Here is a 22,817-nt window from a genome sequence, read left to right as displayed (position 1 = left end):
TGCTCGCGATAGCCGCAACGCGGTCTGACTGAATTGTTACCTGAAGCCTATAACAACAGATTTTCGTGGAGCCTCGCTGATGAAATCCTATGAAGTCAATTTTGACGGTCTAGTGGGGCCGACCCATAACTACGGTGGTCTGTCCTACGGCAACGTCGCCTCGCAGAGCAACAGCCAGCAGTCCTCGAGCCCGAAGGAAGCGGCGCTGCAAGGTCTGGCGAAAATGAAAGCGCTGATGGACATGGGCTTTCAGCAAGGCGTGCTGGCTCCGCAGGAACGTCCTGATGTGGCGGCGCTGCGCCGCCTGGGCTTCAGCGGCACTGACGCGCAGGTGATCGAGCGCGCCGCCAAAGAAGCGATGCCGCTGCTGGTCGCCAGTTGCTCGGCGTCGAGCATGTGGGTGGCCAACGCCGCCACGGTCAGCCCGAGCGCCGACACCGCTGACGGCCGCGTGCACTTCACCGCCGCCAACCTCAATTGCAAATATCACCGCAGCATTGAACACCCGACCACCAGCCGCGTGCTCGGTGCGATGTTCGCCAATCAACAGCACTTCGCCCATCACGCCGCATTGCCGGCGGTGGCGCAGTTTGGCGACGAAGGCGCGGCCAACCACACGCGCTTCTGCCGTGAGTACGGCGAGGCGGGTGTCGAGTTTTTCGTGTTCGGCCGCAGTGCGTTCGACAACCGTTTCCCGGCGCCGCAGAAATATCCTGCACGCCAGACCCTCGAAGCCTCGCAAGCGGTCGCGCGTCTGCATGGTCTGCGTGACGAAGGCGTGGTCTACGCGCAACAGAACCCCAACGTCATCGATCAGGGCGTGTTCCACAACGACGTGATCGCCGTGGGCAACGGTGAAGTGCTGTTCTATCACGAGGACGCGTTCCTCGAGACCGACAAGATGCTCGCCGAACTGCAAGGCAAACTGGCCAAGGTCGGCGGCAACTTCCAGTCCGTGTGCGTGCCGCGTTCGGCGGTCACCGTGGATGACGCGGTGCGTTCCTACCTGTTCAACAGCCAATTGCTCTCGCGTCCTGACGGTTCGATGCTGCTGATCGTGCCGCAGGAATGCCAGGCCAACGAACGTGTCTGGGCTTATCTGCAAAGCCTGACCAGCTCGGGTGGAATGATCCGCGAAGTTAAAGTCTTCGATCTCAAGCAAAGCATGCAGAACGGCGGTGGCCCGGCGTGCCTGCGTCTGCGCGTGGCGCTGAATGAAACTGAACTGGCGGCGGTCAACCCAGGGGTTATCATGACGGCCCCGTTGTACGGTTCGTTGACCGCATGGGTTGAAAAGCACTACCGCGACCGCCTGAGCGAAACCGATCTGGCGGACCCGCAGTTGCTGCTTGAATGCCGGACGGCACTGGATGAACTGACGCAAATCCTTAAACTGGGCGCGGTTTATCCCTTCCAGATCAATTGATCGCCGGCGCGCTGCCTGAATGCGGCGCGCGGCGTGTCACCCCAAGAGAGTAAAAACATGAGCGATTCCCTGCAGCTGATCCTTGAAGACACCGACGGCACGCAATTGCAAACCTCGTGCACCCGCGTGGCGGTCATGTGGCAAGGCAAAGAGCTGTGGATCCAGCAGGACGGCCGTGGCCAGCTGCTGATCGGCGTGGACGTCGAGGAAGGTGACGAAGAGTACGCCAACCTGCTGCTGCGCCCATTGGCGACTAATCTGGTAAGTCTGCAACTGGAAATGGAACCGGCTGATCTCGGCGCTGACGAGGATCACGTACACGGCCCGGATTGCAACCACGACCACTAAGGAAACCGCTCTATGCTCGCCCTCGGCAAACTGCTTGAACTGACCCTCGCCGGCCGCGAACCGGCGGAGAAGACTCAACTGACTGTCGAAGGCGTGCGCATGCGCTGGTTGAGCGAAGGGGCGTTGGAAGTGCGGCCCCCGGAAGCGCGCGACAATGGCCTGGACCTGCTGCTCTCGGCAGGCATCCACGGCAATGAAACCGCACCGATCGAGTTGCTCGATCGGTTGCTGCACGACATCGCACGCGGCGACTTGAAGCCGCGCGCACGCATTCTGTTCCTGTTCGGCAACCCGGAAGCGATTCGCAAGGGTGAGCGTTTCGTCGAGCAGGACGTCAATCGGCTGTTCAACGGCCGCCACGAACAAAGCAGCGGCTCGGAAGCCTTGCGCGCCTGTGAGCTGGAGCGGCTGGCGGCGAGTTTCTTCAGCAAGCCCGAGCGCCAGCGTCTGCACTACGACCTGCACACGGCGATACGCGGTTCGAAGATCGAACAGTTCGCCTTGTACCCGTGGAAGGAAGGGCGCCAGCATTCCCGTCGTGAACTGGCGCGACTGCGCGCCGCCGGCATGGAAGCAGTGCTGTTGCAGAACAAGCCGTCGATCGTGTTCAGTTCGTATACCTACGACAAGCTCGACGCCGAGGCTTTCACCCTGGAACTGGGCAAGGCGCGGCCGTTCGGACAGAACGACGGCGTCAACGTCTCACTGCTGGAAACCCGTCTGAAGCAGATCATCGAAGGCACTGAGCCGGAGACAGAAGAAGGGCTGGACGGTTTGCAGCTGTTCAGCGTGGCGCGGGAAATCATCAAGCACAGCGATGCGTTCCGCCTGAACCTGCCGGCGGACATCGAGAACTTTTCCGAGCTGGAACCGGGTTATGTGCTGGCCGAAGACCTGGCCAATACCCGCTGGGTGATCGAAGAGCAGGGCGCGCGCATCATCTTCCCCAATCCCAAGGTCAAGAACGGCCTGCGCGCCGGCATCCTGATCGTCCCGACCACTGACGAAAACCTCGCCTGACCCAGGTTGTGATCGTTCCCACGCTCCGCGTGGGAATGCAGCCCGGGACGCTCCGCGTCCCAACAGCGGACGCAGAGCGTCCATTGAGGCATTCCCACGCAGAGCGTGGGAACGATCATGTGAGAATCAGACCGCTACAGCGCGCGGCTCGGTTCGACGCAGCGCACGAACTTTCTGCAGCGTATCCGCGCAAGTCCGCGCCGCTTCCTGACCCTTGTGCACAAAGTGTTCGAAGAAGAACTTCTGGTGTTCTTCGCCCGAATGAAAGTGATGCGGGGTCAGCGACACCGAGAACACCGGCACTTCGGTTTCCAGCTGCACCTGCATCAGGCCGCTGACCACCGATTGCGCGACGAATTCGTGGCGATAAATGCCGCCGTCCACCACCAAAGCGGCGGCGATAATGCCAGCGTAACGGCCGGACTTGGCCAGCAGCTTGGCGTGCAGGGGCATTTCAAAAGCGCCGCCGACTTCGAAGAAATCGATGTCCGCTTCCTGATAACCCTGAGCCAGCATCTCGGCGACGAAGCCTTTGCGGCTCTGGTCGACGATTTCCTTGTGCCAGCAGGCCTGAATGAACGCGACGCGCTCGCCCTGTGGGTGTTTGCTTTTGCTGTCGATAGCGGTGGGTTGCATGTTCTGACTCCTGTTTGTGTGAAAAACAGGGCGTTATGAATCGAAAGGGATGCAAGGGTGCGAGCGCAGGCACGAATGCACGCGGACGGCCCTTTGGCGTCAATCCCGTTCTCTCTTCATCCGGACTATGACCGTCGGCCCCGGGATCACACCGGGTCTGCTGACCTTGCCGACGCACCCGACCCAAGTCATGTGCAGCGCCAAGCGCTCGCGGGCTATGCGCATTGCGCGCAATTACCGCCGGTGGGGAATTGCACCCCGCCCTGAGAACGTTTGTGCCGCCCGAAGGAGGGCGGCGCAGGATTTTTAACACATAACCCCTGTGGGAGCGAGCCTGCTCGCGAAAGCGGCTTCACATTCAACGAATATGCTGACTCTTACTCCGCGTTCGCGAGCAGGCTCGCTCCCACATTGGCGGTGTGCGCTTGAGGAAGAAAAGGATTTTTCCTTGTTCAAGGCTTGATTAATCCGCGCGATGACCGCAGTAATCCCACTTCACAAAGGGATTTCCCCTGCTGACTTGAGGCCAGGTTCATGAGTGTTATCGATCTTCGCAGCGACACCGTCACCCAACCGACTCCCGCCATGCTCGATGCGATGACCGCAGCGGACACCGGGGACGATGTGTACGGCGAAGATCCAACGGTCAATCGCCTCGAGGCCGAACTGGCCAAACGCCTGGGTTTTGCCGCCGCGCTGTTCGTGCCGACCGGGACCATGAGCAACCTGCTCGGCCTGATGGCGCACTGCGAGCGTGGCGACGAGTACATCGTCGGTCAACAGGCACACACCTATAAGTACGAGGGTGGCGGGGCGGCGGTGCTCGGCTCGATCCAGCCGCAGCCGCTGGAAGTGCAGGCCGACGGTTCGCTGGATCTGGATCAGGTCGCGGCGGCGATCAAACCGGACGACTTCCATTTCGCCCGCACGCGCCTGCTGGCGCTGGAAAACACCATGCAGGGCAAGGTGCTGCCGCTGGAATATCTGGCGCGTGCCCGGCGCTTTACTCAGGAGCATGGCCTGCAATTGCACCTGGACGGCGCGCGGCTGTACAACGCGGCGGTCAGACTCGGCGTCGATGCCCGCGAGATCACCCAGCATTTCGATTCGGTGTCGGTGTGTCTGTCCAAAGGTCTTGGCGCGCCGGTCGGCTCGGTGCTGTGTGGCTCAGAACAGTTGATCGGTAAAGCGCGGCGCTTGCGCAAAATGGTTGGCGGCGGCATGCGTCAGGCCGGGTTGCTGGCGGCGGCGGGGTTGTACGCGCTGGATCACCATATTGAACGGCTGGCCGACGATCACGCCAACGCGCAGGTGCTCGTCGATGGTCTGCGTGAGGCCGGTTTCGTCGTCGAACCTGTGCAAACCAATATGGTGTATGTGCAAATGGGCGACAAGGCCGAAGCGCTCAAAGCCTTCGCTGGCGAACGCGGGATCAAGCTCAGCGCCGCTGTGCGCTTGCGCATGGTCACGCACATGGACGTCAGCCGCGCGCAAATCGAGCAAGTGATCGCGGCATTCGTCGAATTTTCGCGCAAGTGACAGCGTTAGCCGTCCAATTGACCGTTTCTATCGTATAAACACGCTGTACCCCGCGCGCAGGGCCGATATAATGCGGCCCTTTGCCGTCGCTTCGTCTCACGACGTTTCGAACAGGCCTTTGGCCGCAGCCTCCGTGGAAGAACCTAATGAAAAGCGCAGAAATCCGTGAAGCCTTCCTTCGCTTCTTCGAAGAGCAAGGCCACACCCGTGTAGCCTCCAGCTCTTTGATTCCGGGCAACGACCCAACCCTGCTGTTCACCAACGCGGGGATGAACCAGTTCAAGGACTGCTTCCTGGGCCAGGAAAAACGTGCGTACACCCGTGCCACCAGCAGCCAGAAATGCGTGCGCGCCGGCGGCAAGAACAGTGACCTGGAAAACGTCGGTTACACCGCGCGTCACCACACGTTCTTCGAAATGCTCGGCAACTTCAGCTTCGGCGACTACTTCAAGCACGACGCGATCACCTTCGCCTGGACCTTCCTCACCGGCGTGCTCAAGCTGCCGAAGGAAAAGCTCTGGGTCACCGTCTACGCCACCGACGACGAGGCGTATGACATCTGGACACAGAAAATCGGTGTACCGGCCGAGCGCATGATCCGCATCGGCGACAACAAGGGCGCGCCGTACGCCTCCGACAACTTCTGGACCATGGGCGATACCGGTCCGTGCGGCCCGTGCACCGAGATTTTCTACGATCACGGCGAGCACATCTGGGGCGGCCCGCCGGGCTCGCCGGAAGAGGATGGCGACCGCTACATCGAGATATGGAACAACGTGTTCATGCAGTTCAACCGCACCGCCGATGGCGTGTTGCATCCGTTGCCAGCGCCGTCGGTGGACACCGGCATGGGCCTGGAGCGGATCAGTGCGGTGATGCAGCACGTCAATTCCAACTATGACATCGACCTGTTCAAGAACCTGCTCAAGGCTTCGGCTGAAGCGATCGGCTGCGAAAATGGCGATCAGTCGTCGCTCAAAGTCGTCTCCGACCACATCCGTTCCTGCGGTTTCCTGATCGCCGACGGCGTGCTGCCGTCCAACGAAGGTCGCGGTTACGTGCTGCGCCGGATCATCCGTCGCGCCTGCCGTCACGGCAACAAGCTCGGCGCCACCGGCAGCTTCTTCTACAAGATCGTCGCGGCGCTGGTTGCCGAGATGGGCGAAGCCTTCCCGGAACTGAAGAAGCAGCAAAGCAACATCGAGCGCGTGCTCAAGGCTGAAGAAGAGCAGTTCTCCAAGACCCTGGAGCACGGCCTGAAAATCCTCGAGCAGGATCTGGCCGAGCTCAAAGGCACCGTGGTGCCGGGCGACGTGGTGTTCAAACTCTACGACACCTACGGTTTCCCGATGGACCTGACCGCCGACATCGCTCGCGAACGCGGCCTGACCGTCGACGAGGTCGGCTTCGAACGCGAGATGGAAGCCCAGCGTGTTCGCGCACGTTCGGCCAGCTCGTTCGGTCTGGACTACAACACCCTGGTCAAGGTTGATGTCGCCACCGAATTCACCGGTTACGCCGCCACCAGCGGCTCGGCCAAAATCGTCGCCATCTATAAGGACGGTCAGTCGGTCGACATTCTGAGCGAAGGTCAGGAAGGCGTGATCGTGCTCAACCAGACGCCGTTCTACGCCGAGTCCGGTGGCCAGATCGGCGACTGCGGTTTCATTCAGGCCGGCGACAGCCGTTTTGACGTGCGCGATACCACCAAGACCGGCGGCGCGTTCCTGCACCACGGCGTGCTGGCCTCCGGCAGCCTGACCATTGGCGCGCCGGTGCAAACCCACGTCGACGCCGAAGTGCGTCACGCCACCGCGCTGAACCACTCGGCCACCCACTTGCTGCACGCCGCTCTGCGTCAGGTGCTGGGCGAGCACGTGCAGCAGAAAGGTTCGTTGGTCGACAGTCAGCGTCTGCGTTTCGACTTCAGCCACTTTGAAGCGATCAAGCCAGAACAGATCAAGCAGCTGGAAGAAATCGTCAACGCCGAGATTCGCAAGAACTCCGCGGTTGAAACCGAAGAAACCGATATCGAAACAGCGAAGAACAAAGGCGCCATGGCGCTGTTCGGCGAGAAGTACGGCGACAGCGTGCGTGTGCTGAGCATGGGCGACTTCTCCGTCGAACTGTGCGGCGGTATCCACGCCAACCGTACCGGCGACATCGGCCTGCTGAAAATCATCAGCGAAGGCGGTGTGGCATCGGGCGTGCGTCGTATCGAGGCGGTCACTGGTGCTGCGGCCCTGGCCTACTTGAACGCGGCAGAAGAACAACTCAAGGAAGCGGCCAGCCTGGTCAAGGGCAGCCGCGACAACCTGATCGACAAGCTCTCGGCGGTACTTGAGCGCAACCGTCTGCTGGAGAAACAACTTGAGCAGTTGCAGGCCAAGGCAGCCAGCGCTGCGGGCGACGATCTGTCGGCCTCGGCGGTGGACGTCAAGGATGTGAAGGTGCTGGCCGCCCGTCTGGACGGCCAGGATGGCAAGGCGCTGCTGGCGCTGGTCGATCAGCTGAAAAACAAACTCGGCCGCGCAGTGATCCTGCTCGGCGGTGTCCATGAGGAAAAGGTCGTACTGGTTGCAGGCGTAACCAAGGACCTGACTGGCCAACTCAAAGCCGGTGATTTGATGAAACAGGCTGCTGCGGCAGTGGGCGGGAAGGGCGGTGGTCGTCCGGACATGGCGCAGGGCGGTGGTGTCGATGCCGCTGCGCTGGATGGCGCACTGGCGCTGACCGTTCCATTCGTCGAGCAGGCTTTATAAGACGGCTCGCCGGGTCCGCAGTCCAGTAGCGGGCCTGGCGACTGTTCGAAAGATTATTGGGCGCCCTTCATGGGCAGAGGCGGCTTTGAAATGGCTTTGATCGTACAGAAATTTGGAGGCACCTCGGTCGGCACTGTCGAGAGAATCGAGCAGGTCGCCGACAAGGTTAAGAAATTCCGCGATGCCGGCGATGACCTGGTGGTTGTGCTGTCTGCAATGAGCGGCGAAACCAACCGTCTGATCGATCTGGCCAAGCAAATCAGTGGCGAGGCGCAACCTGTTCCGCGCGAGCTGGACGTGATCGTTTCCACCGGTGAGCAGGTGACGATTGCCCTGTTGGCCATGGCGCTGATCAAGCGCGGTGTGCCTGCGGTGTCGTACACCGGCAATCAGGTGCGGATCCTGACCGACAGTGCGCACAATAAAGCGCGTATCTTGCAGATTGATGACCAGAAGATTCGCGGTGATCTGAAGGCCGGTCGCGTGGTGGTTGTCGCCGGTTTCCAGGGCGTCGACGAGCACGGCAACATCACCACCCTCGGGCGTGGCGGTTCCGATACTACCGGCGTGGCATTGGCCGCAGCCTTGAAGGCCGATGAGTGCCAGATCTACACCGACGTCGATGGTGTCTACACCACCGACCCGCGTGTGGTGCCGGTCGCTCAGCGTCTGGACAAGATCACCTTCGAAGAGATGCTGGAAATGGCCAGCCTCGGTTCCAAGGTGTTGCAGATCCGTGCGGTGGAATTCGCCGGCAAGTACAACGTACCGCTGCGCGTACTGCACAGCTTCAAGGAGGGTCCGGGCACCCTCATTACTATTGATGAAGAGGAAACCATGGAACAGCCGATCATTTCCGGCATCGCTTTCAACCGCGATGAAGCCAAGCTGACCATCCGTGGCGTGCCAGACACCCCGGGCGTGGCCTTCAAGATTCTCGGCCCGATCAGTGCCGCGAACATCGAAGTCGACATGATCGTGCAGAACGTCGCGCACGATAACACCACCGACTTCACCTTCACCGTGCACCGCAACGACTACCAGGCCGCACAGACCGTGCTGGAAAACACCGCTCGCGAGATCGGTGCCCGTGAAGTGGTCGGCGACACCAGGATCGCCAAGGTCTCGATCGTCGGCGTCGGCATGCGTTCCCACGCAGGCGTGGCCAGCCGCATGTTCGAATCCCTGGCGAAAGAAAGCATCAACATCCAGATGATCTCGACTTCGGAAATCAAGGTGTCCGTGGTGATCGAAGAGAAGTACCTGGAACTGGCCGTGCGCGCGCTGCACACGGCTTTCGAACTGGATGCTCCGGCCCGTCAGGGCGAGTAATCCGCTTCTGTGAGGGGCGCGGTCTGACCGCGCCCTTTATTTTTGAATGGCGTGAGCCCCGGAACTGTTCTTTTGCTCGCGCTGGTCAATACTCAGGCATGTAGGGCTACGATCGCTGCGGTTGTAGGTCGGGTGCCTTTTTTTTGCAGACTGTTGTCCCTGAAATGAATGGCGTAAGGAGAAAGGTATGCTGATTCTGACTCGTCGGTGCGCGGAAAGCCTGATTATCGGTGACGGCGAAATCACCGTGACCGTGCTCGGCGTCAAAGGAAACCAGGTGCGTATCGGCGTCAACGCTCCGAAAGAGGTTGCGGTGCACCGTGAGGAAATTTACCTGCGTATAAAGAAAGAGAAGGACGAAGAACCAAGCCATTAATTTTTATCGATTTTTATGTTTGCAAACGGGGAAGAAGCTGGTTAATATACGCCCCGTGTTGCGGAGAGCTGGCCGAGTGGCCGAAGGCGCTCCCCTGCTAAGGGAGTACACCTCAAAAGGGTGTCGGGGGTTCGAATCCCCCGTTCTCCGCCATTATTTGCTTAGTACGTCGTAATCTGGCTTCTTCTGTAAGTTGTTGAAATTACTAGAAAAAGTGTTTGACATAGAGATTAGACGGCCTATAATGCGCGGCAACAAATGCACTCGTAGCTCAGCTGGATAGAGTACTCGGCTACGAACCGAGCGGTCACAGGTTCGAATCCTGTCGAGTGCACCATTTAAGAGTTATTTGCTGTAAGGTGAGTAACTCGGCTTCAACCAGTTGTGGTCTGGTTTAAAAACACAAAATGCACTCGTAGCTCAGCTGGATAGAGTACTCGGCTACGAACCGAGCGGTCACAGGTTCGAATCCTGTCGAGTGCACCATATACCAAGAAGCCCGCGTTTAACGCGGGCTTTTTGCTGTCCGGGATTTGGCTTTTCCCTTCACACAGCCTCTTTCATCAAAATCAATTTGAGCACTGCGGCCTCGCTTGAGGTCGTAACGATAGCTCGTGGTCGACGTGCGCGTGTTGATCTTGTCGGGCTTGCCCAGTGCGCTTTCGACATCCCGCTGGCTCATGCCGGCAATCACTCGCCGATTGATGATCGCTTCGCGCCGCTGCCTGTTATCGATCAGGTTTCCACATTTGTGTTCGGCGCCGCCGACGATGCCCGGTTCGCGTCCGTTGTCTTTCATGCCTGTCACGGCTTCGTGATTGAACTCCGGCATGATTGCCACCCAGCCGGGAGAATAGGGATGAACCTCCTGAATCGACAGCTGTTCGCCGACCGCGCAGCTCATCGACGTGAAGGTGACACTGCCGTCAGCGGCCTGGCAGCGATGAAGTGTGGTGGCCTCGGAAGGCGTGACGTGGAGCAGGGCGGTCAGTAGAAAAAGCGCGGGTGTTGCTGGCATTCGATGTCCTCCATGACGATCTACGCTCAAGGGTAGTCGCTGCTTTTTGCATTGCCGGTGTGTTTTCTTTTCAAGATGAGTCGTCGCATTTGCACGGATCAGGAAGGCGCTCAGGTTTGTTTCGCAAGCGCTTGTTTCAGCCGTGATTTTTTCAACGTTTTAAACCGTCAGGCGTGTATCATTGCGCCCGTCAGCCCCGCCGGGGCTTATGGAAAACCTCCATGGACTTACCCAGTAGTTGTTCAGTAAACCGTTTCACCAATCATGAATTGACTGATTGATCCTTCCGGCGTGCCCCGCTGCTGGGAGTGGAGTTCGCCTATGTCCGAAATCGAAGTAAAGAAAACACAGGAAAGCCTGCAGGACCGCCTGGCTCAGGTCGTCGAGTTGCTGCAGCGCCAGCGTGTCGTTGAAGACCTGACTCATCGCCAGGAAGGTCCGCATCACGACCGGGTGGAAAACCTGGTTCACCGGCAAAATCTCGTCGAGCTGCAACGCAAGCTCGATGATCTGCACTCCGCCGACGTCGCCTACATTCTCGAAGCCTTGCCGCTGGACGATCGTCTGACGCTCTGGCAACTGGTCAAGGCCGACCGCGACGGCGACATTCTTCTCGAAGTCTCCGATTCCGTCCGTGAAACGCTCATCGCCGACATGGACGATCACGAGCTCCTGGCCGCCGCCAAGGACATGGACGCCGACGAACTCGCTGACCTGGCCTCCGAGCTGCCGCGAGACGTTGTCCATGAGCTGATGGAGAGTCTGGATAACCAGCAGCGCGAACGCGTGCGCTCGGCCCTGTCCTACGACGAGGATCAGGTCGGTGCGCTGATGGACTTCGAGATGGTGACGATCCGTGAGGACGTCAGCCTTGAAGTGGTTCTGCGTTACCTGCGTCGCCTCAAAGAGCTGCCTGGTCATACCGACAAACTGTTTGTGGTCGATTACGACGGCGTGCTCAAAGGTGTGCTGCCGATCAAGCGTCTGCTGGTCAACGATCCGGAGAAGCAGGTCGCGGAAGTGATGGCCAGCGATCCGGTGAGCTTCCACCCGGACGAGGATGCCTACGACGCCGCTCAGGCGTTCGAGCGTTACGACTTGATCTCCGCGCCGGTAGTCGACAAGAACGGCAAACTGATCGGCCGTCTGACCATCGATGAAATGGTCGACCTGATCCGTGAGGAAAGCGAAAGCGAAGTCCTCAACATGGCCGGTCTGCGTGAAGAGGAAGACATTTTCGCTTCAGTGTGGAAATCCCTGCGCAACCGTTGGGCGTGGCTGGCGGTGAACCTGATTACTGCGTTCGTGGCATCGCGGGTGATCGGTCTGTTCGAAGGCTCGATCGAAAAACTGGTGGCACTGGCGGCGTTGATGCCGATCGTCGCAGGTATCGGCGGCAACTCCGGCAACCAGACCATCACCATGATCGTGCGCGCCATGGCGCTGGATCAGGTCAGCACCGGCAACACCTCGCGCTTGATGCGCAAAGAACTGGCCGTCGGCTTGATCAACGGTCTGGTCTGGGGCGGGGTGATCGGTGTAGTCGCTTACATGCTCTACGGCAGTTGGTCGCTCGGCGTGGTGATGACCGCAGCGATGACGCTCAACCTGTTGCTGGCGGCATTGATGGGCGTGTTGATCCCGATGACGCTGGCGAAGATGGGCCGCGACCCGGCAATGGGCGCCAGTGTGATGATCACCGCAATGACCGACAGCGGTGGCTTCTTCATCTTCCTCGGGCTGGCGACAATTTTCCTGCTCTGAAGCAGCTGTGCTGTGCAAAGGCCCGTCAGATCGACGGGCTTTTTTACGCCTGTGAAAACTCAAAACCGAGGCAAAAAAAAGCCAGCAATCAAGCTGGCTTCAATGTGTTCGGTATAACTCAGGACGCGTCTGCGGCCATTTCGGCGTCGTGGGCGATCAGCGACACCAGAGCGTTTTGCTGGCGATGCGAAAGCTGACGGAAGCGTTGCAACAGCTCACGCTCATGCAGCGACAGCTCTGGACTGTCCAGGCGCATGCTCAGTTCTTCGCCCAGTGCGCCTTCCTGAATAAGACTCTGCTCAAGGCGCGCAATGATCTCGGAGTTCATGCTGCGATGATGATTGCGAGCCACCTCGGCAATGCGTTCACGCATTCCGTCTGGCAGACGTACGACAAACTTGTCAGCCGTACGGCTGGAATAAATTGCCTGTTTCAATGGGCGCATATATTTAACCGGTTAGTTCAGGGGAGCGGTTCTCGGGATTGGCCGCAGGATGTGTGGTAGGACAAGCATCCAGACCAATTGGTTCAACCTGAATTGTTAAGAGGCCGGCATCATGCCTCAAAATTGCCAGATCATTGGCGTCAATTCTGTGACAAATATTGATCCGGGTAAAGGCGTAATGCCAGCACCAGTTGTCAGAAATGCGGACTGGTTGGAAAACTTTCCATCCTTCCGTATCGCTGCCCGCTTTTACATGCACATCTGTTGATGTCCGAAGACCTTGGAACGTGCATGCTATGCGGCTCACTACCTTGATCCCTATATGTACAGGATAGTGGCAAATTGCCGATTTACTAGGGGCAGGTCCCGTTGGAGGGCGTTTACAGGATGGATGGCAAGCTTTTTTACCTGATGGGGCCGTCCGGTTCGGGCAAGGACAGCCTGATCGACGCATCGCGTGAGCCATTGCGTGAGTTGAACTGCGAAATCATGCGTCGGGTGATCACCCGATCAGCGGAGTCGGTAGGCGAGGATGCAATTGGCGTGACGCCGCAAGAGTTCGACCGGCAACAGCAGGTCGGCGCGTTTTCCCTGGCCTGGCAAGCAAATGGCCTGTCGTACGGCATTCCCAGGGAAATGGATCAATGGTTGCGAGGTGGGCGCCATGTCCTGGTCAATGGTTCAAGAGCAAACCTGCGCCAAGCGATGGAGTTGTACCCGACCCTCGTACCGATCCTGCTGACGGTCAACGACGAGGTTCTGCGCCAGCGCCTGCTCAGGCGGGGTCGGGAGACCCCTGAGCAGATCGATGCCAGGCTGGCGCGTAACGCGCTGTTCAAAGACCGGAGATCCAGCGACAGCCCCGTCCATCAGATCGACAATTCTGGCGACCTTGCTGCCGCTGTTTCCGCGCTACTGAAATTGATTCGGCTCAACGCAGAACCGGATCGAATTTAATCTTGCGGCCGGCGATCAGAGCCAGCACGAACAGCACCGCAAACACGCCACAGCCAACCAGAGGCAAGGTGACTTCCGTCTCCTCGAACAGCGCCAGATGGGTAACGCCACTCAGTAAAGCGAGGATCAGAAATCCTGTCGCTGATTTGGACATGTTGTACTCCTGAAGATATTTCAAAAAACCAGACGTTCGGTGGTTGGCGCCGAGGCTTGCTCGGGCTCGCTGACCATTTGCGTAGAAGCGTCGCTGCGTTCATTCAAAACTGCCCACTGCGGCGCTTTCTGCACCTGCAGGTAATGCGGCATGCGCTGCGCCACTGGCTGCTCGACGTCAGCCTTGGGAAAAAAATGCGATCCGAGCAAGAAAGCCAAAGCCGCTGCGTTTGCAAGCAAGAGGGTGCTGTTCATGGCACGACGCTCCAAATTGTTCTTTTTGATAGAACAGGCAAAGCAGCAGCCGTGCCAACAGTGTAACGGCTAACAAGTCCTTTAAAAACAAGGGTTTGGTGGGGTTTTTAGGGCGACGGTGATTGCAATCTGCAATGACTGCATTTTCTCGTAGTGCAATTTGCCCGGTAAAAGTTCCCGCAATCTTGCAGGGCGCTTGCCTACACTTAAAAAGCCCTACGGACGACATGACAAAACAGGGGCTGGCCGTTAACATGCACGCCGTCTGTCGCACCGTGTACAGGCCGCGTCGATCAGTGTCTCAGTAGCTCAATTGGATAGAGCATCCCCCTCCTAAGGGGAAGGTTGCAGGTTCGAACCCCGCCTGGGACACCACCTCTTCAAAAAACAAAAAGCCCCGTCGCACTTACTCGTGCGGCGGGGCTTTTTGCGTTGGCGCGCTGGCGCGCTTTACAGCAACTCCGAACGGCGCAACGCCTCGATGGTTTCAATCAGGTCGTCGTACGCCACTGGTTTGCCCAAGTGCTGATCGAACCCGGCTTCACGGGACTTCTGCATATCACTCTGGGTGCCATAGCCGGTCAGGGCGATGGCTGGAACGTTCCTCACCAGCGGCAGCTTGCGCAATGCGGTCATCAGTTCATAGCCAGTCATGACCGGCATGCCGAGGTCGGAGATGATCAGATCGTAGCGCGTGGTCTCAGCTGCTTTCAGCGCTGCCACCGGATGATCGAAGGCTGTCACGTCGGCATCTTCCATTTCCAGCAGCAGCTTCAAGGTCTCCAGCACTTCCGGCGAGTCGTCGACCAACAGGATGCTCAAGCCGTCGAGCTTGCCGAAAGCCTGTTCTACCTCTGCCGTCGCTGTGGTTTCCTCGACATCAGTCGACAACGGCAGCCGAACGGTGAAGGTACAACCGGCGCCCAGCCCCGGCGAAGCAACCTTCACCGTGCCGTGCTGGGCTTCGGTCAGTTGCCGCACCAGTGACAGGCCGATGCCCAAGCCTTCACGTTGATGGTTGGTGTGCTGTTTTTCCGCCTGGCCGAACAGATCGAAGACGTGTTCGAGGTTTTCCGCAGCGATGCCGACGCCGTTGTCCTTGATGTCCAGTTGCGCCATTTTCCCGCTCTTGCTGGCGATCAATTCAATGCGCCCGCTCGGTGGCGTGAACTTCAAGGCATTGTTGACCAGATTCCAGATGATCTGCTCGACCCGGGTCGGGTCGGCATGAATGATCAACGGTACTTCAGGCAATTGCAGGTCGATGCGCGTGGCGTGCTGCTCATTGAGCACCACCGTGTGGATGTCACGCAGAACCGCGCTCAGATCGACACGCGCCAATTGCAGTTTGAGCTTGCCGGTGCGTACCCGTGCTACATCAAGCAGGTCGTCGATGATCCGCGCCTGACTGTTCACTGCATCGCAAATGGTGTTGACCGCTTTGGTCGCCGGGCCGGCAGTACGGATCATCGGCAGGCGCCGCAGCAGTTCGGCGTTGAGCTGAATCAGATTCAACGGATGCTTGAGTTCGTGGGACATGACCGCAAAGAACTCATCACGCAGGGACACCGTATTGCGCGTCTGCGCCAGTTCCTTGCTCTGTTCATCCTGCTGGCGCTTGTGCCCGGTCAGGTCGCGGGCGATTTTCACATAGCCTTGCAAGCGATCGCCGCTGAGCAAGGTGACCTCGCCGCTGCAGAAGAAACGGCTGCCATCCTTGCGCACATGCCAGCGCTCATCCTCAGAGCGGCCGTGCTGGCGGGCGGTGGACAATTCACTTTCAGCCATGCCGGCAGCACGGTCTTCGGCTGTGAAGATGAAATCGTAGTACTGACCTTCGGCCTCGTTTTTGCTGTGGCCAAAGATCAGTTCAGCGCCTTTGTTCCAACTGGTGATCGCACCCATTTCATCGAGGATGATAATCGCGTAATCACGTGTACTCTCAGCGACCAGTCGCATGCGTTCTTCGCCCAGGCGCAGCTCTTCCTCGGCTTCGCGGCGTTTGCTGATGTCGATGAAGGTCAACACGGTGCCGTCGATGTGGTCTTCGCTGGAGCGATAGGGCAGCAAGCGGGCGATGTACCAGCGGTTATCGGTACTGTTGACCTCGCGTTCGATCATGTTCAGCGATTCGAACACTTGCGCCGCGTCCTCGGTCATCGCCGGGTAATTCAGGCGATGGGTGATATCCAGCAGTGAACGGCCGGTGTCTACCGGCAACATGCTGAAGATGTCGGTGGCGCGCGGCGTGAACCATTTGATGCGCATGCTGCGATCGACGAACACCGTAGCAATGTCGGTAGAAGCGATCAGATTGGTCAGATAATCGTTGACCTTGTCGGTTTCTTCGACTTTGGTCTTCAGCTCGTAGTTGACCGTCAACAGCTCTTCATTGATTGACTGCAACTCTTCCTTGCTGGTCTCGAGCTCTTCGGTGGCCGAGCGCAGTTCTTCGTTGATCGCCTGCATCTCCTCGTTGGAAGCCTTGAGCTCTTCGCTGGAGATTTCCGACTGTTCGATGGTGTCCTGCAAATGCAATTTGGTGCGTTGCAGCTCACGTTCCAGATTCGAGAGCACCTGGCTTTCAGTCTGCAGCACCGTGGTCAGCGCCTGCTCGTGCGCGTCGATCTCCGTTTCATCGAAGGTCACCAGCACGCACTCGCTGTCGAAGTCGTCGTCCTTGTATGGCTGCGCAATCAGCGTGATGCGGTACTGACGCTCCTCGCGCTTGAGCAGCACTTCACGCGAGCGCACGGTGAGGTTGCTTTGCTGCACCTGGAACAGCGTCGTGCGAATTTCCAGGCGCAGTTCCGGCAGGATCAGCGTCAGCAGGTTGCGTGACAGCTCGCCGCCGACATGCCGCAGGAAGCGCCCGGCGGCTTCGCTCATGTGAAGGATATCGGCGTTGGTGTCGACGATAATGCTCGGCGGGGCGAAGCGTTCTATGGCGCGGCGGTGGATATCGGCAAACGACAGCTTGACGGGCTCGATGGCTTTCGATGGCGGTCGGGAAACGCTGGTGCGCATGTAACCGCCACGCGGCATGGTCGGGGTGCGGCGGCTGTTCGCGGTACCGGTCTTGGCGCGGAAGATGCGGTTGCGCTTGTCCACTGGCGCGAACAGTTCATGGCAGGCATCGGCGCTTTCCGAGGTGCCGAGAAACAGGAAACCGCCCGGTCGCAGGGCGAAGTGGAACATCTGCAGGATTTCCCGCTGCACCTCGCGATCCAGGTAAATCAGCAGATTGCGGCAAACGATCAGGTCGATCTGCGAGAACGGCGGATCGGACAACAGGCTGTGCTTGGCGAACAGCACTTTCTCGCGGATTTCCTTGCGGATCCGGTAGTGGTCATCGTCTTTGACGAAATAATGCCGAAGGCGTGTTGGCGGTACGTCGGTGACGATGGCTTGCGGATAGGTGCCGGCGCGGCCAGTGGTGATGGCGCGTTCGTCGATATCGGTGGCGAACACTTGCAGGTTGGCCTTGCTGCTTTGTACCTGCATCTGATCATCGAGCAGGATCGCCAGGCTGTAGGCTTCTTCGCCGGTCGAGCAGCCGGCAGACCAGACGCGCAATTCTTCTTTTTCCGACGAGTCGGCAACCGATTGCACCAGTTGCGGCAGCACATCGCGCTCAAGGGCTTCGAAGGCTTCGCGGTCACGGAAGAAATTGGTCACGCCGATCAGCATGTCGCCGAGCAGGGCCTTGGATTCTTCCGGGGTATTTTGCAGGTAGTCGTAATAGGCGCCGAGGTCAGACTGGCTGGTGACCTGCATGCGCCGCTCGATGCGGCGCAGCACGGTGGCGCGCTTGTAGTGTTTGAAATCGTGACCGGTGCTGCTGCGCAGGTACAACAGGATCTCATGCAGGCGTTGTTCGGCGATCGACGCTTCGTGTTCGTTTGCAGGCTTCAAGGCTTTCAGGTCGGGATCATTGGCGCTGGGTAATTTGATGTTCTGAGAGTTGCGCCACAGCTCCATCAGTTTCTGCGGCATCTCGACCACTGGCAGTATCAGATCGACCATGCGCGTCTCGATGGCGGCGCGCGGCATGCCGTCGAACTCGGCGTCTTCCGGCACTTGTACCAGCGTCACGCCACCCTGTTCCTTGATTCGCGACAAGCCCACCGCACCATCGGAACCGGTGCCTGAAAGCACCAGGCAAAAAGCCCGCTCGCGATGCACATCGGCCAGATCGCGGAAGAACAGGTCGATGGCAGTGTGGCGCGCTTGCGGTGAGCCAGCGGGGCTGACGCGCAGGTAGCCGTCATTCATCGTCAGCGAGTGCGCCGGAGAAATCACGTACACGCAGTTCTTTTCGATCGGCACCGGCTGCGTCACTTGCAGCACCGGCATGCGCGTCGATTCCTGAATGATCTGGTCGGCGATGCTCTGGTGATCGGGCGACAGGTGCAGAATGATCACGAACGCCATGCCACTGTCCTTCGGCATATGCTCGAAAAACAGATTGATCGCTTGCAGGCCGCCCGCCGAGGCGCCGATGCCCACCACGGGGAAATTCAGGTGGCTGGGTGTCAGGTCCTTGCGTTCGGGCGCAGAGGGCGAGGCAGGGGTTTTCGAGGTCATCACTTCGGCCTTTTTTGTGGCGGTACAAGCGTATCGCGGACGTCCGGGGGCGCAGGTAATTGAGCAGAATAAACCTCATTTGCGGATCTGCCTGCACTTTTGAAGGACAAATGTGCTGCCTGTGTTTTTGACATCCGGCGAACGACGACCGTGCCGATTATTTTGCCGGTGTGATGATCGGTTGTCAGTGGTTGTTAATTTCGATCCTCAGACGCTTCGACAATCTCAACGAAGAATCTTGAGCAGCACCCTCAGGCCCCGGGATTTTTGGCCGATAACCCGAACGGTGAGTTCAGACTCCAGCGAAATCGCTTGATGGCGCATGGCCTCCGGCTATCATCTGCGCGCCTGAAATCGCCTCGGTTCGTTTTCTTCAATTGCCTGGAAATCTTCGATGTCGTCGTATCACCAAAAAAGCTTTCTGATCGTCGATGATTTTTCCGATTTCCGCAGTTCCGTGCGTTCGATGTTGCGTGAGCTCGGCGTCAAGGATGTCGATACTGCCGACACTGGGGAGCAGGCGCTGAAGATGTGCTCGCAGAAGTCCTACGATTTCATTCTTCAGGACTTCCACCTCGGCGACGGCAAGAAGAACGGCCAGCAGGTGCTCGAAGACCTGATGTCGGAAAAGCTCATCAGCCACGAAGCGGTGTTCGTCATGGTCACCGCCGAAACCAGTCAGGCGATGGTGCTCAGTGCGCTGGAGCATGAGCCGGATGCGTACCTGACCAAGCCGTTCAACCGGTCCGGACTGGCCCAGCGTCTTGAGCGTCTGGAGCAACGCAAGACGTTGCTCAAACCGATTCTGCAGGCCCTTGATCGCGGTAAGCCGGTCGAGGTGCTCAATGCCTGTATTGCCCTGTGCAAACAGGACATCCGCTATTCGCCGCTGTGCCTGCGTTACCGCGCCGATGCGCTGCGCGACATGAATCAGAACGAAGCGCTGGAGCGACTCTACGACGGCATCATTGCCGACCGGCCGTTGCCGTGGGCCTTCGCTGGATTGGGCAAGTTGCTGTTCAAGCGCGGGCAGGTCTCGCAGGCTAAAGAGGTCTATGAAAAGGCCTTGAAAGTGTTCCCGATGATGCCGGCGCTGTATGACGGCATGGCCGATGTGCTGGTGGCCGAAGGCGACAGTAAAGGCGCGCAGCGGGTGCTCGAAGAAGCGATTCGTCTGTCGCCATTGGCGGTGCGCCGTCAGGCTTTGCTCGGCAAACTGGCGATGGCCAACGAAGATTTCGAAACCGCCTCGCGCGCTTATCGCCAAGCGGTAGCGCAGGGCGCGCAGTCGCGTTTCAAGGACCCGGAAAGCAACCTAGGCCTGGCGCACGCGCTGATCAGCAAGGGCAGCGATCGCGGCCTCGACACGCGCACGCGGCTGGAAATCAACACGACGCTCAGCGCTGTGGCTAAAGAGAACCCGAGCGATCCCGGCCTGCAAATTCGTGCGCGTCTGATGAAGGCTACCAGCCTGTTGCTCAACGACGCCGAAACCGCCGACAAACTTACCGAACAAGCATTGATGCGCCTCGATGGCATGGAGCAATTCATGAGTCCCGAGGCGGCGTTGCTGGTGGCCAAGCAGTTGCAGATGCTCGGTCAGGCCGAGGCGGGCACTTCGATGCTCAAGAGCTGCGCGGAAATCTACGGCGATGACCCGGCGGTGATGAAAGACATTGCCAAGCTCACCGACGATCCGACCATCCTCAGCTCGAGTAACGCTGCGGCCGATCTCAACCGTCAGGGCGTGCGCGTGTACAAGACCGGCAATCTGGTCGAGGCCCGCGAGGTGTTCCGCAAGGCGCTCAAGCTGCAACCGAAAAACATCAGTATTGCGCTGAACCTGGCCCAGTCGCTGCTGCACGGCACCGACACCAGTGTGCCGTCGGCGGAACTGGAAGAGTGTCGGGCCTGCCTGAAACTGGTTGGCCTGATGCCCGACACCGACGCGCGGTTTGCGCGTTATCAGAAGCTGAAAAGCAAGGCGTTTGGCGAATGAACCCAATTGATCCGGCGCTGGATTTTTCCACGGTGATTGCCTCCACCGTCCACGATATGAAGAACTCCCTGGCCATGCTGATGCAGGCGCACAGCCAATGGCTGGCGCGTCTGCCGAAAGAGCTGCGCGACGGCTCGGAGCAGGGCGTGATCGACTTCGAGTTCGCTCATCTCAACGGCATGCTCGTGCAGTTGCTCGGGCTGTACAAACTTGGCGTGAATCAGTTGCCGCTGCAGCCGGCGTATCACGAACTCGACGATTTCATTGAGGCGCAACTGGCCGCGCACCAGGAAGTGTTCGCCAGTCGCGGGATCATCGCCACTTATGAAGTCGACCCGTTGAGCCCGCTGGGTTTCTTCGATCGCGAGCTGATCGCCTCGGTGCTCGGCAACTGCATCAACAATGCGATCCGTTACGCCCGCGAGTCGCTGCTGATTACCGTCAGCGACGAAGCCGGGCAACTGGTGCTGAGCATCAATGACGATGGCGACGGCTATCCGGCGCAGATGCTCGAGCGCCAGGCCGACTATGTGCAGGGCATCAATCACAGCAGCGGCAGCACCGGCCTGGGTCTGTATTTCGCCAATCGCATCGCGGCGCTGCATCAGCGCAATGGTGTCGAAGGGCGCACCGAAATCAGCAATGGCGGGCCGTTGGGTGGCGGGGTGTTCAGCCTCTACTTGCCCTGAGATGACTTGCACTCGTCAGCTCCTACGCAGCTCCTACGGCTCCTGCACAAGATCCGGGTTTTTGTTGGGCGCTGCTTGATATTCCGAACAGGCGCAGCCTATTTTGTCCGGGTCGCCGTTCGCGGCTCGCACAACAACAAGGATTGCGTCATGACAACCGATGGCCAGGGTTCACTCGCGCAGCGATTGACCGGCATTGATGAGATTGAATGTGTCACCCCGGATCTGAACGGTGTGCCACGGGGCAAGGTGATGACCGCCGAGGGTTTCCTCGAAGGGCGGCGTTTGCAGTTGGCGCGCGGCGTGCTGCTGCAGTGCATCATGGGCGGCTATCCGCCGGCGCGGTTTTACGGCAGTGACGACGGCGATCTGGCGTTGGTCGCCGATCCTGCGCAGATTCATCGTCTGCCCTGGAGCGACGAGCCGCGCGCCATGGCGATTTGCGACGCCGACGAACTGAGCGGGGAGAGCTCTCGCCTTTCGACCCGAGGCCAGCTCAAAGCAGTTATCGCCCGTTATGCCGCGCACGGGCTGGCGCCGGTGGTGGCGACCGAGCTGGAATTCTTTGTCTTCGCACCGAACACCGATCCGACGCAGCCGTTCCGTCCGCCGGTCGGCCTCGACGGCCGTCGCGAGGATGGCCAGTCGGCGTTCAGCGTCAGCTCCAATAACGGTCTGCGGCCATTCTTCAGCGAAGTGTATAAATGCATGGCGGCCCTCGGCCTGCCACGCGACACCTTCATGCATGAAATGGGCGTCAGCCAGTTCGAGATCAATCTGCTGCACGGCGATCCGCTGCTGCTGGCCGATCAAACTTTTCTGTTCAAGCACCTGCTCAAGGAAGTCGCGCTCAAGCATGGCCTGAGCGTGGTGTGCATGGCCAAACCGCTGGCGCATACGCCGGGCAGTTCGATGCATATTCACCAGAGCGTCGTTGAGATCGGCAGCGGCAAGAATGTCTTCACCGACTCGAACGGCGAGCCGACGTCGATGTTCCGCCACTTCATCGGCGGGCAGCAGGCCGGGCTGGCCGACTTCACTGCGCTGTTCGCGCCCAATGTGAATTCCTATCAGCGCCTGTGTCATCCGTACGCGTCGCCGAACAATGCCTGCTGGTCCCACGACAATCGCGCCGCCGGCTTGCGTATTCCCGCCAGCTCGCCGGCCGCACGTCGGGTCGAAAATCGTCTGCCGGGCGCCGACGCCAATCCGTATCTGGCCATCGCCGCCAGTCTGGCGGCGGGTTTGCACGGCATCGAACAGGAGCTGGAGCCGAGCGCGGCGATTCAGGGCGAATTCGCCGTGCCGGATAACCTCGCCTTGCCGTGTACCTTGCACGCCGCGCTTGAGCGTCTGAAACGTAGCCAGTTGGCCAGGGAACTGTTCGGAGCGGAGTTCATCGAAGGCTACATCGCTTCGAAGACCATGGAGTTGACCAGCTTCTTTGATGAAATCACTCCCTGGGAGCGCCGTGTGCTGGCCGCCCAGGCCTGACGTTTCGCCGCCACCGG

Annotated in this window: 18 protein-coding genes, 4 tRNA genes and 1 riboswitch; of the genes, 16 read left to right on the top strand and 6 right to left on the bottom strand. The window is 59.3% G+C overall.

Annotation, left to right across the window (positions count from 1 at the left end):
• Positions 1 to 79 precede the first annotated feature (79 nt).
• Genes astB through astE form a run of 3 tightly spaced genes read left to right on the top strand, consistent with a single transcriptional unit; the run spans position 80 to position 2,794 of the window.
• Complete coding sequence (gene astB / locus J2Y90_RS25315) at positions 80 to 1,426, top strand: N-succinylarginine dihydrolase (protein ID WP_253504560.1); 1,347 nt, start codon at positions 80 to 82, stop codon at positions 1,424 to 1,426.
• 57 nt (positions 1,427 to 1,483) lie between these two features.
• The gene (locus tag J2Y90_RS25310) at positions 1,484 to 1,774 is read left to right on the top strand and encodes a hypothetical protein (RefSeq protein WP_016773591.1); all 291 of its coding nucleotides are present in this window, start codon (positions 1,484 to 1,486) and stop codon (positions 1,772 to 1,774) included.
• A 12-nt stretch (positions 1,775 to 1,786) separates the two neighbouring features.
• Positions 1,787 to 2,794, top strand: coding sequence for a succinylglutamate desuccinylase (gene astE, locus J2Y90_RS25305; RefSeq protein WP_217852946.1), 1,008 nt, complete (start codon positions 1,787 to 1,789; stop codon positions 2,792 to 2,794).
• 126 nt (positions 2,795 to 2,920) lie between these two features.
• Here astE and J2Y90_RS25300 read toward each other — a convergent pair whose 3' ends face one another.
• A complete protein-coding gene (locus J2Y90_RS25300; protein WP_253504558.1) occupies positions 2,921 to 3,430 on the bottom strand; it encodes a 6,7-dimethyl-8-ribityllumazine synthase in 510 nt (169 codons plus the stop codon).
• 103 nt (positions 3,431 to 3,533) lie between these two features.
• Positions 3,534 to 3,705, bottom strand: a riboswitch (FMN riboswitch).
• 259 nt (positions 3,706 to 3,964) lie between these two features.
• Between J2Y90_RS25300 and ltaE the strand changes: the two genes are divergently transcribed.
• From ltaE to J2Y90_RS25265, 7 genes are all read left to right on the top strand, one after another.
• Positions 3,965 to 4,969: a low-specificity L-threonine aldolase gene (ltaE, locus tag J2Y90_RS25295; protein WP_253504555.1), complete on the top strand. Its 1,005-nt coding sequence runs from the start codon at positions 3,965 to 3,967 to the stop codon at positions 4,967 to 4,969.
• A 146-nt stretch (positions 4,970 to 5,115) separates the two neighbouring features.
• A complete protein-coding gene (gene alaS / locus J2Y90_RS25290; protein WP_253504552.1) occupies positions 5,116 to 7,731 on the top strand; it encodes an alanine--tRNA ligase in 2,616 nt (871 codons plus the stop codon).
• Between the two features lie 90 nt (positions 7,732 to 7,821).
• Positions 7,822 to 9,063: an aspartate kinase gene (locus J2Y90_RS25285; protein ID WP_253504549.1), complete on the top strand. Its 1,242-nt coding sequence runs from the start codon at positions 7,822 to 7,824 to the stop codon at positions 9,061 to 9,063.
• A 187-nt stretch (positions 9,064 to 9,250) separates the two neighbouring features.
• Positions 9,251 to 9,439: a carbon storage regulator CsrA gene (csrA, locus tag J2Y90_RS25280; protein ID WP_002554426.1), complete on the top strand. Its 189-nt coding sequence runs from the start codon at positions 9,251 to 9,253 to the stop codon at positions 9,437 to 9,439.
• A gap of 62 nt (positions 9,440 to 9,501) precedes the next feature.
• Positions 9,502 to 9,592, top strand: a tRNA-Ser gene (locus tag J2Y90_RS25275).
• Positions 9,593 to 9,699: 107 nt separating this feature from the next.
• Positions 9,700 to 9,776: transfer RNA gene (locus J2Y90_RS25270), tRNA-Arg, on the top strand.
• 72 nt (positions 9,777 to 9,848) lie between these two features.
• Positions 9,849 to 9,925, top strand: a tRNA-Arg gene (locus J2Y90_RS25265).
• A gap of 19 nt (positions 9,926 to 9,944) precedes the next feature.
• Here the strand turns inward: J2Y90_RS25265 and J2Y90_RS25260 are convergent.
• Entirely contained in the window at positions 9,945 to 10,457 is a 513-nt protein-coding gene (locus J2Y90_RS25260) for a cell envelope protein SmpA (protein ID WP_253504546.1), read from the bottom strand.
• Positions 10,458 to 10,778: 321 nt separating this feature from the next.
• Between J2Y90_RS25260 and mgtE the strand changes: the two genes are divergently transcribed.
• Entirely contained in the window at positions 10,779 to 12,221 is a 1,443-nt protein-coding gene (gene mgtE, locus J2Y90_RS25255) for a magnesium transporter (protein ID WP_016773597.1), read from the top strand.
• Positions 12,222 to 12,339: 118 nt separating this feature from the next.
• On the opposite strand, the gene J2Y90_RS25250 is transcribed toward mgtE, so the two are convergent.
• A complete protein-coding gene (locus J2Y90_RS25250; RefSeq protein ID WP_003178899.1) occupies positions 12,340 to 12,666 on the bottom strand; it encodes an Arc family DNA-binding protein in 327 nt (108 codons plus the stop codon).
• 387 nt (positions 12,667 to 13,053) lie between these two features.
• On the opposite strand from J2Y90_RS25250, the gene phnN reads away from it, so the two are divergent.
• Positions 13,054 to 13,623 (top strand): phosphonate metabolism protein/1,5-bisphosphokinase (PRPP-forming) PhnN, encoded by a 570-nt coding sequence (gene phnN / locus J2Y90_RS25245; protein ID WP_253504543.1) that lies wholly within the window; start codon positions 13,054 to 13,056, stop codon positions 13,621 to 13,623.
• On the opposite strand, the gene J2Y90_RS25240 is transcribed toward phnN, so the two are convergent.
• Positions 13,598 to 13,777: a PA3371 family protein gene (locus tag J2Y90_RS25240; protein WP_016773599.1), complete on the bottom strand. Its 180-nt coding sequence runs from the start codon at positions 13,775 to 13,777 to the stop codon at positions 13,598 to 13,600. The genes phnN and J2Y90_RS25240 overlap by 26 nt on opposite strands.
• 20 nt (positions 13,778 to 13,797) lie before the next feature.
• Entirely contained in the window at positions 13,798 to 14,031 is a 234-nt protein-coding gene (locus J2Y90_RS25235) for a hypothetical protein (RefSeq protein ID WP_253504540.1), read from the bottom strand.
• A gap of 298 nt (positions 14,032 to 14,329) precedes the next feature.
• Here J2Y90_RS25235 and J2Y90_RS25230 point away from each other — a divergent pair.
• A tRNA-Arg gene (locus tag J2Y90_RS25230) sits at positions 14,330 to 14,406 on the top strand.
• Positions 14,407 to 14,481: 75 nt separating this feature from the next.
• On the opposite strand, the gene J2Y90_RS25225 is transcribed toward J2Y90_RS25230, so the two are convergent.
• Complete coding sequence (locus J2Y90_RS25225; protein ID WP_253504537.1) at positions 14,482 to 18,618, bottom strand: CheR family methyltransferase; 4,137 nt, start codon at positions 18,616 to 18,618, stop codon at positions 14,482 to 14,484.
• A 394-nt stretch (positions 18,619 to 19,012) separates the two neighbouring features.
• Here J2Y90_RS25225 and J2Y90_RS25220 point away from each other — a divergent pair, with 394 nt between their 5' ends.
• The 3 genes from J2Y90_RS25220 (at position 19,013) to J2Y90_RS25210 (ending at position 22,800) form a co-directional block, all read left to right on the top strand.
• Entirely contained in the window at positions 19,013 to 20,617 is a 1,605-nt protein-coding gene (locus J2Y90_RS25220) for a tetratricopeptide repeat-containing response regulator (RefSeq protein WP_016773603.1), read from the top strand.
• Positions 20,614 to 21,306: a sensor histidine kinase gene (locus J2Y90_RS25215; protein WP_039757863.1), complete on the top strand. Its 693-nt coding sequence runs from the start codon at positions 20,614 to 20,616 to the stop codon at positions 21,304 to 21,306. Before J2Y90_RS25220 ends, J2Y90_RS25215 begins: the two co-directional genes overlap by 4 nt.
• A gap of 252 nt (positions 21,307 to 21,558) precedes the next feature.
• The gene (locus J2Y90_RS25210; protein WP_253505345.1) at positions 21,559 to 22,800 is read left to right on the top strand and encodes a glutamine synthetase family protein; all 1,242 of its coding nucleotides are present in this window, start codon (positions 21,559 to 21,561) and stop codon (positions 22,798 to 22,800) included.
• The last annotated feature ends 17 nt before the right edge of the window (positions 22,801 to 22,817 follow it).

The sequence above is a fragment of the Pseudomonas koreensis genome (assembly GCF_024169245.1).
GTDB classification, from domain to species: Bacteria; Pseudomonadota; Gammaproteobacteria; order Pseudomonadales; family Pseudomonadaceae; genus Aquipseudomonas; species Aquipseudomonas koreensis_F.
The sequence above is the reverse complement of the archived record's forward strand: the minus strand, read 5'-3'. Positions and strand labels throughout refer to the sequence as shown.

Excerpts from the sequence above, each read along its gene's own strand:
- astB (WP_253504560.1), top strand. The coding sequence starts at position 80 with ATGAAATCCTATGAAGTCAATTTTGACGGTCTAGTGGGGCCGACCCAT.
- J2Y90_RS25310 (WP_016773591.1), top strand. The coding sequence starts at position 1,484 with ATGAGCGATTCCCTGCAGCTGATCCTTGAAGACACCGACGGCACGCAA.
- astE (WP_217852946.1), top strand. The coding sequence starts at position 1,787 with ATGCTCGCCCTCGGCAAACTGCTTGAACTGACCCTCGCCGGCCGCGAA.
- J2Y90_RS25300 (WP_253504558.1), bottom strand. The coding sequence starts at position 3,430 with ATGCAACCCACCGCTATCGACAGCAAAAGCAAACACCCACAGGGCGAG.
- ltaE (WP_253504555.1), top strand. The coding sequence starts at position 3,965 with ATGAGTGTTATCGATCTTCGCAGCGACACCGTCACCCAACCGACTCCC.
- alaS (WP_253504552.1), top strand. The coding sequence starts at position 5,116 with ATGAAAAGCGCAGAAATCCGTGAAGCCTTCCTTCGCTTCTTCGAAGAG.
- J2Y90_RS25285 (WP_253504549.1), top strand. The coding sequence starts at position 7,822 with ATGGCTTTGATCGTACAGAAATTTGGAGGCACCTCGGTCGGCACTGTC.
- csrA (WP_002554426.1), top strand. The coding sequence starts at position 9,251 with ATGCTGATTCTGACTCGTCGGTGCGCGGAAAGCCTGATTATCGGTGAC.
- J2Y90_RS25260 (WP_253504546.1), bottom strand. The coding sequence starts at position 10,457 with ATGCCAGCAACACCCGCGCTTTTTCTACTGACCGCCCTGCTCCACGTC.
- mgtE (WP_016773597.1), top strand. The coding sequence starts at position 10,779 with ATGTCCGAAATCGAAGTAAAGAAAACACAGGAAAGCCTGCAGGACCGC.
- J2Y90_RS25250 (WP_003178899.1), bottom strand. The coding sequence starts at position 12,666 with ATGCGCCCATTGAAACAGGCAATTTATTCCAGCCGTACGGCTGACAAG.
- phnN (WP_253504543.1), top strand. The coding sequence starts at position 13,054 with ATGGATGGCAAGCTTTTTTACCTGATGGGGCCGTCCGGTTCGGGCAAG.
- J2Y90_RS25240 (WP_016773599.1), bottom strand. The coding sequence starts at position 13,777 with ATGTCCAAATCAGCGACAGGATTTCTGATCCTCGCTTTACTGAGTGGC.
- J2Y90_RS25235 (WP_253504540.1), bottom strand. The coding sequence starts at position 14,031 with ATGAACAGCACCCTCTTGCTTGCAAACGCAGCGGCTTTGGCTTTCTTG.
- J2Y90_RS25225 (WP_253504537.1), bottom strand. The coding sequence starts at position 18,618 with ATGACCTCGAAAACCCCTGCCTCGCCCTCTGCGCCCGAACGCAAGGAC.
- J2Y90_RS25220 (WP_016773603.1), top strand. The coding sequence starts at position 19,013 with ATGTCGTCGTATCACCAAAAAAGCTTTCTGATCGTCGATGATTTTTCC.
- J2Y90_RS25215 (WP_039757863.1), top strand. The coding sequence starts at position 20,614 with ATGAACCCAATTGATCCGGCGCTGGATTTTTCCACGGTGATTGCCTCC.
- J2Y90_RS25210 (WP_253505345.1), top strand. The coding sequence starts at position 21,559 with ATGACCGCCGAGGGTTTCCTCGAAGGGCGGCGTTTGCAGTTGGCGCGC.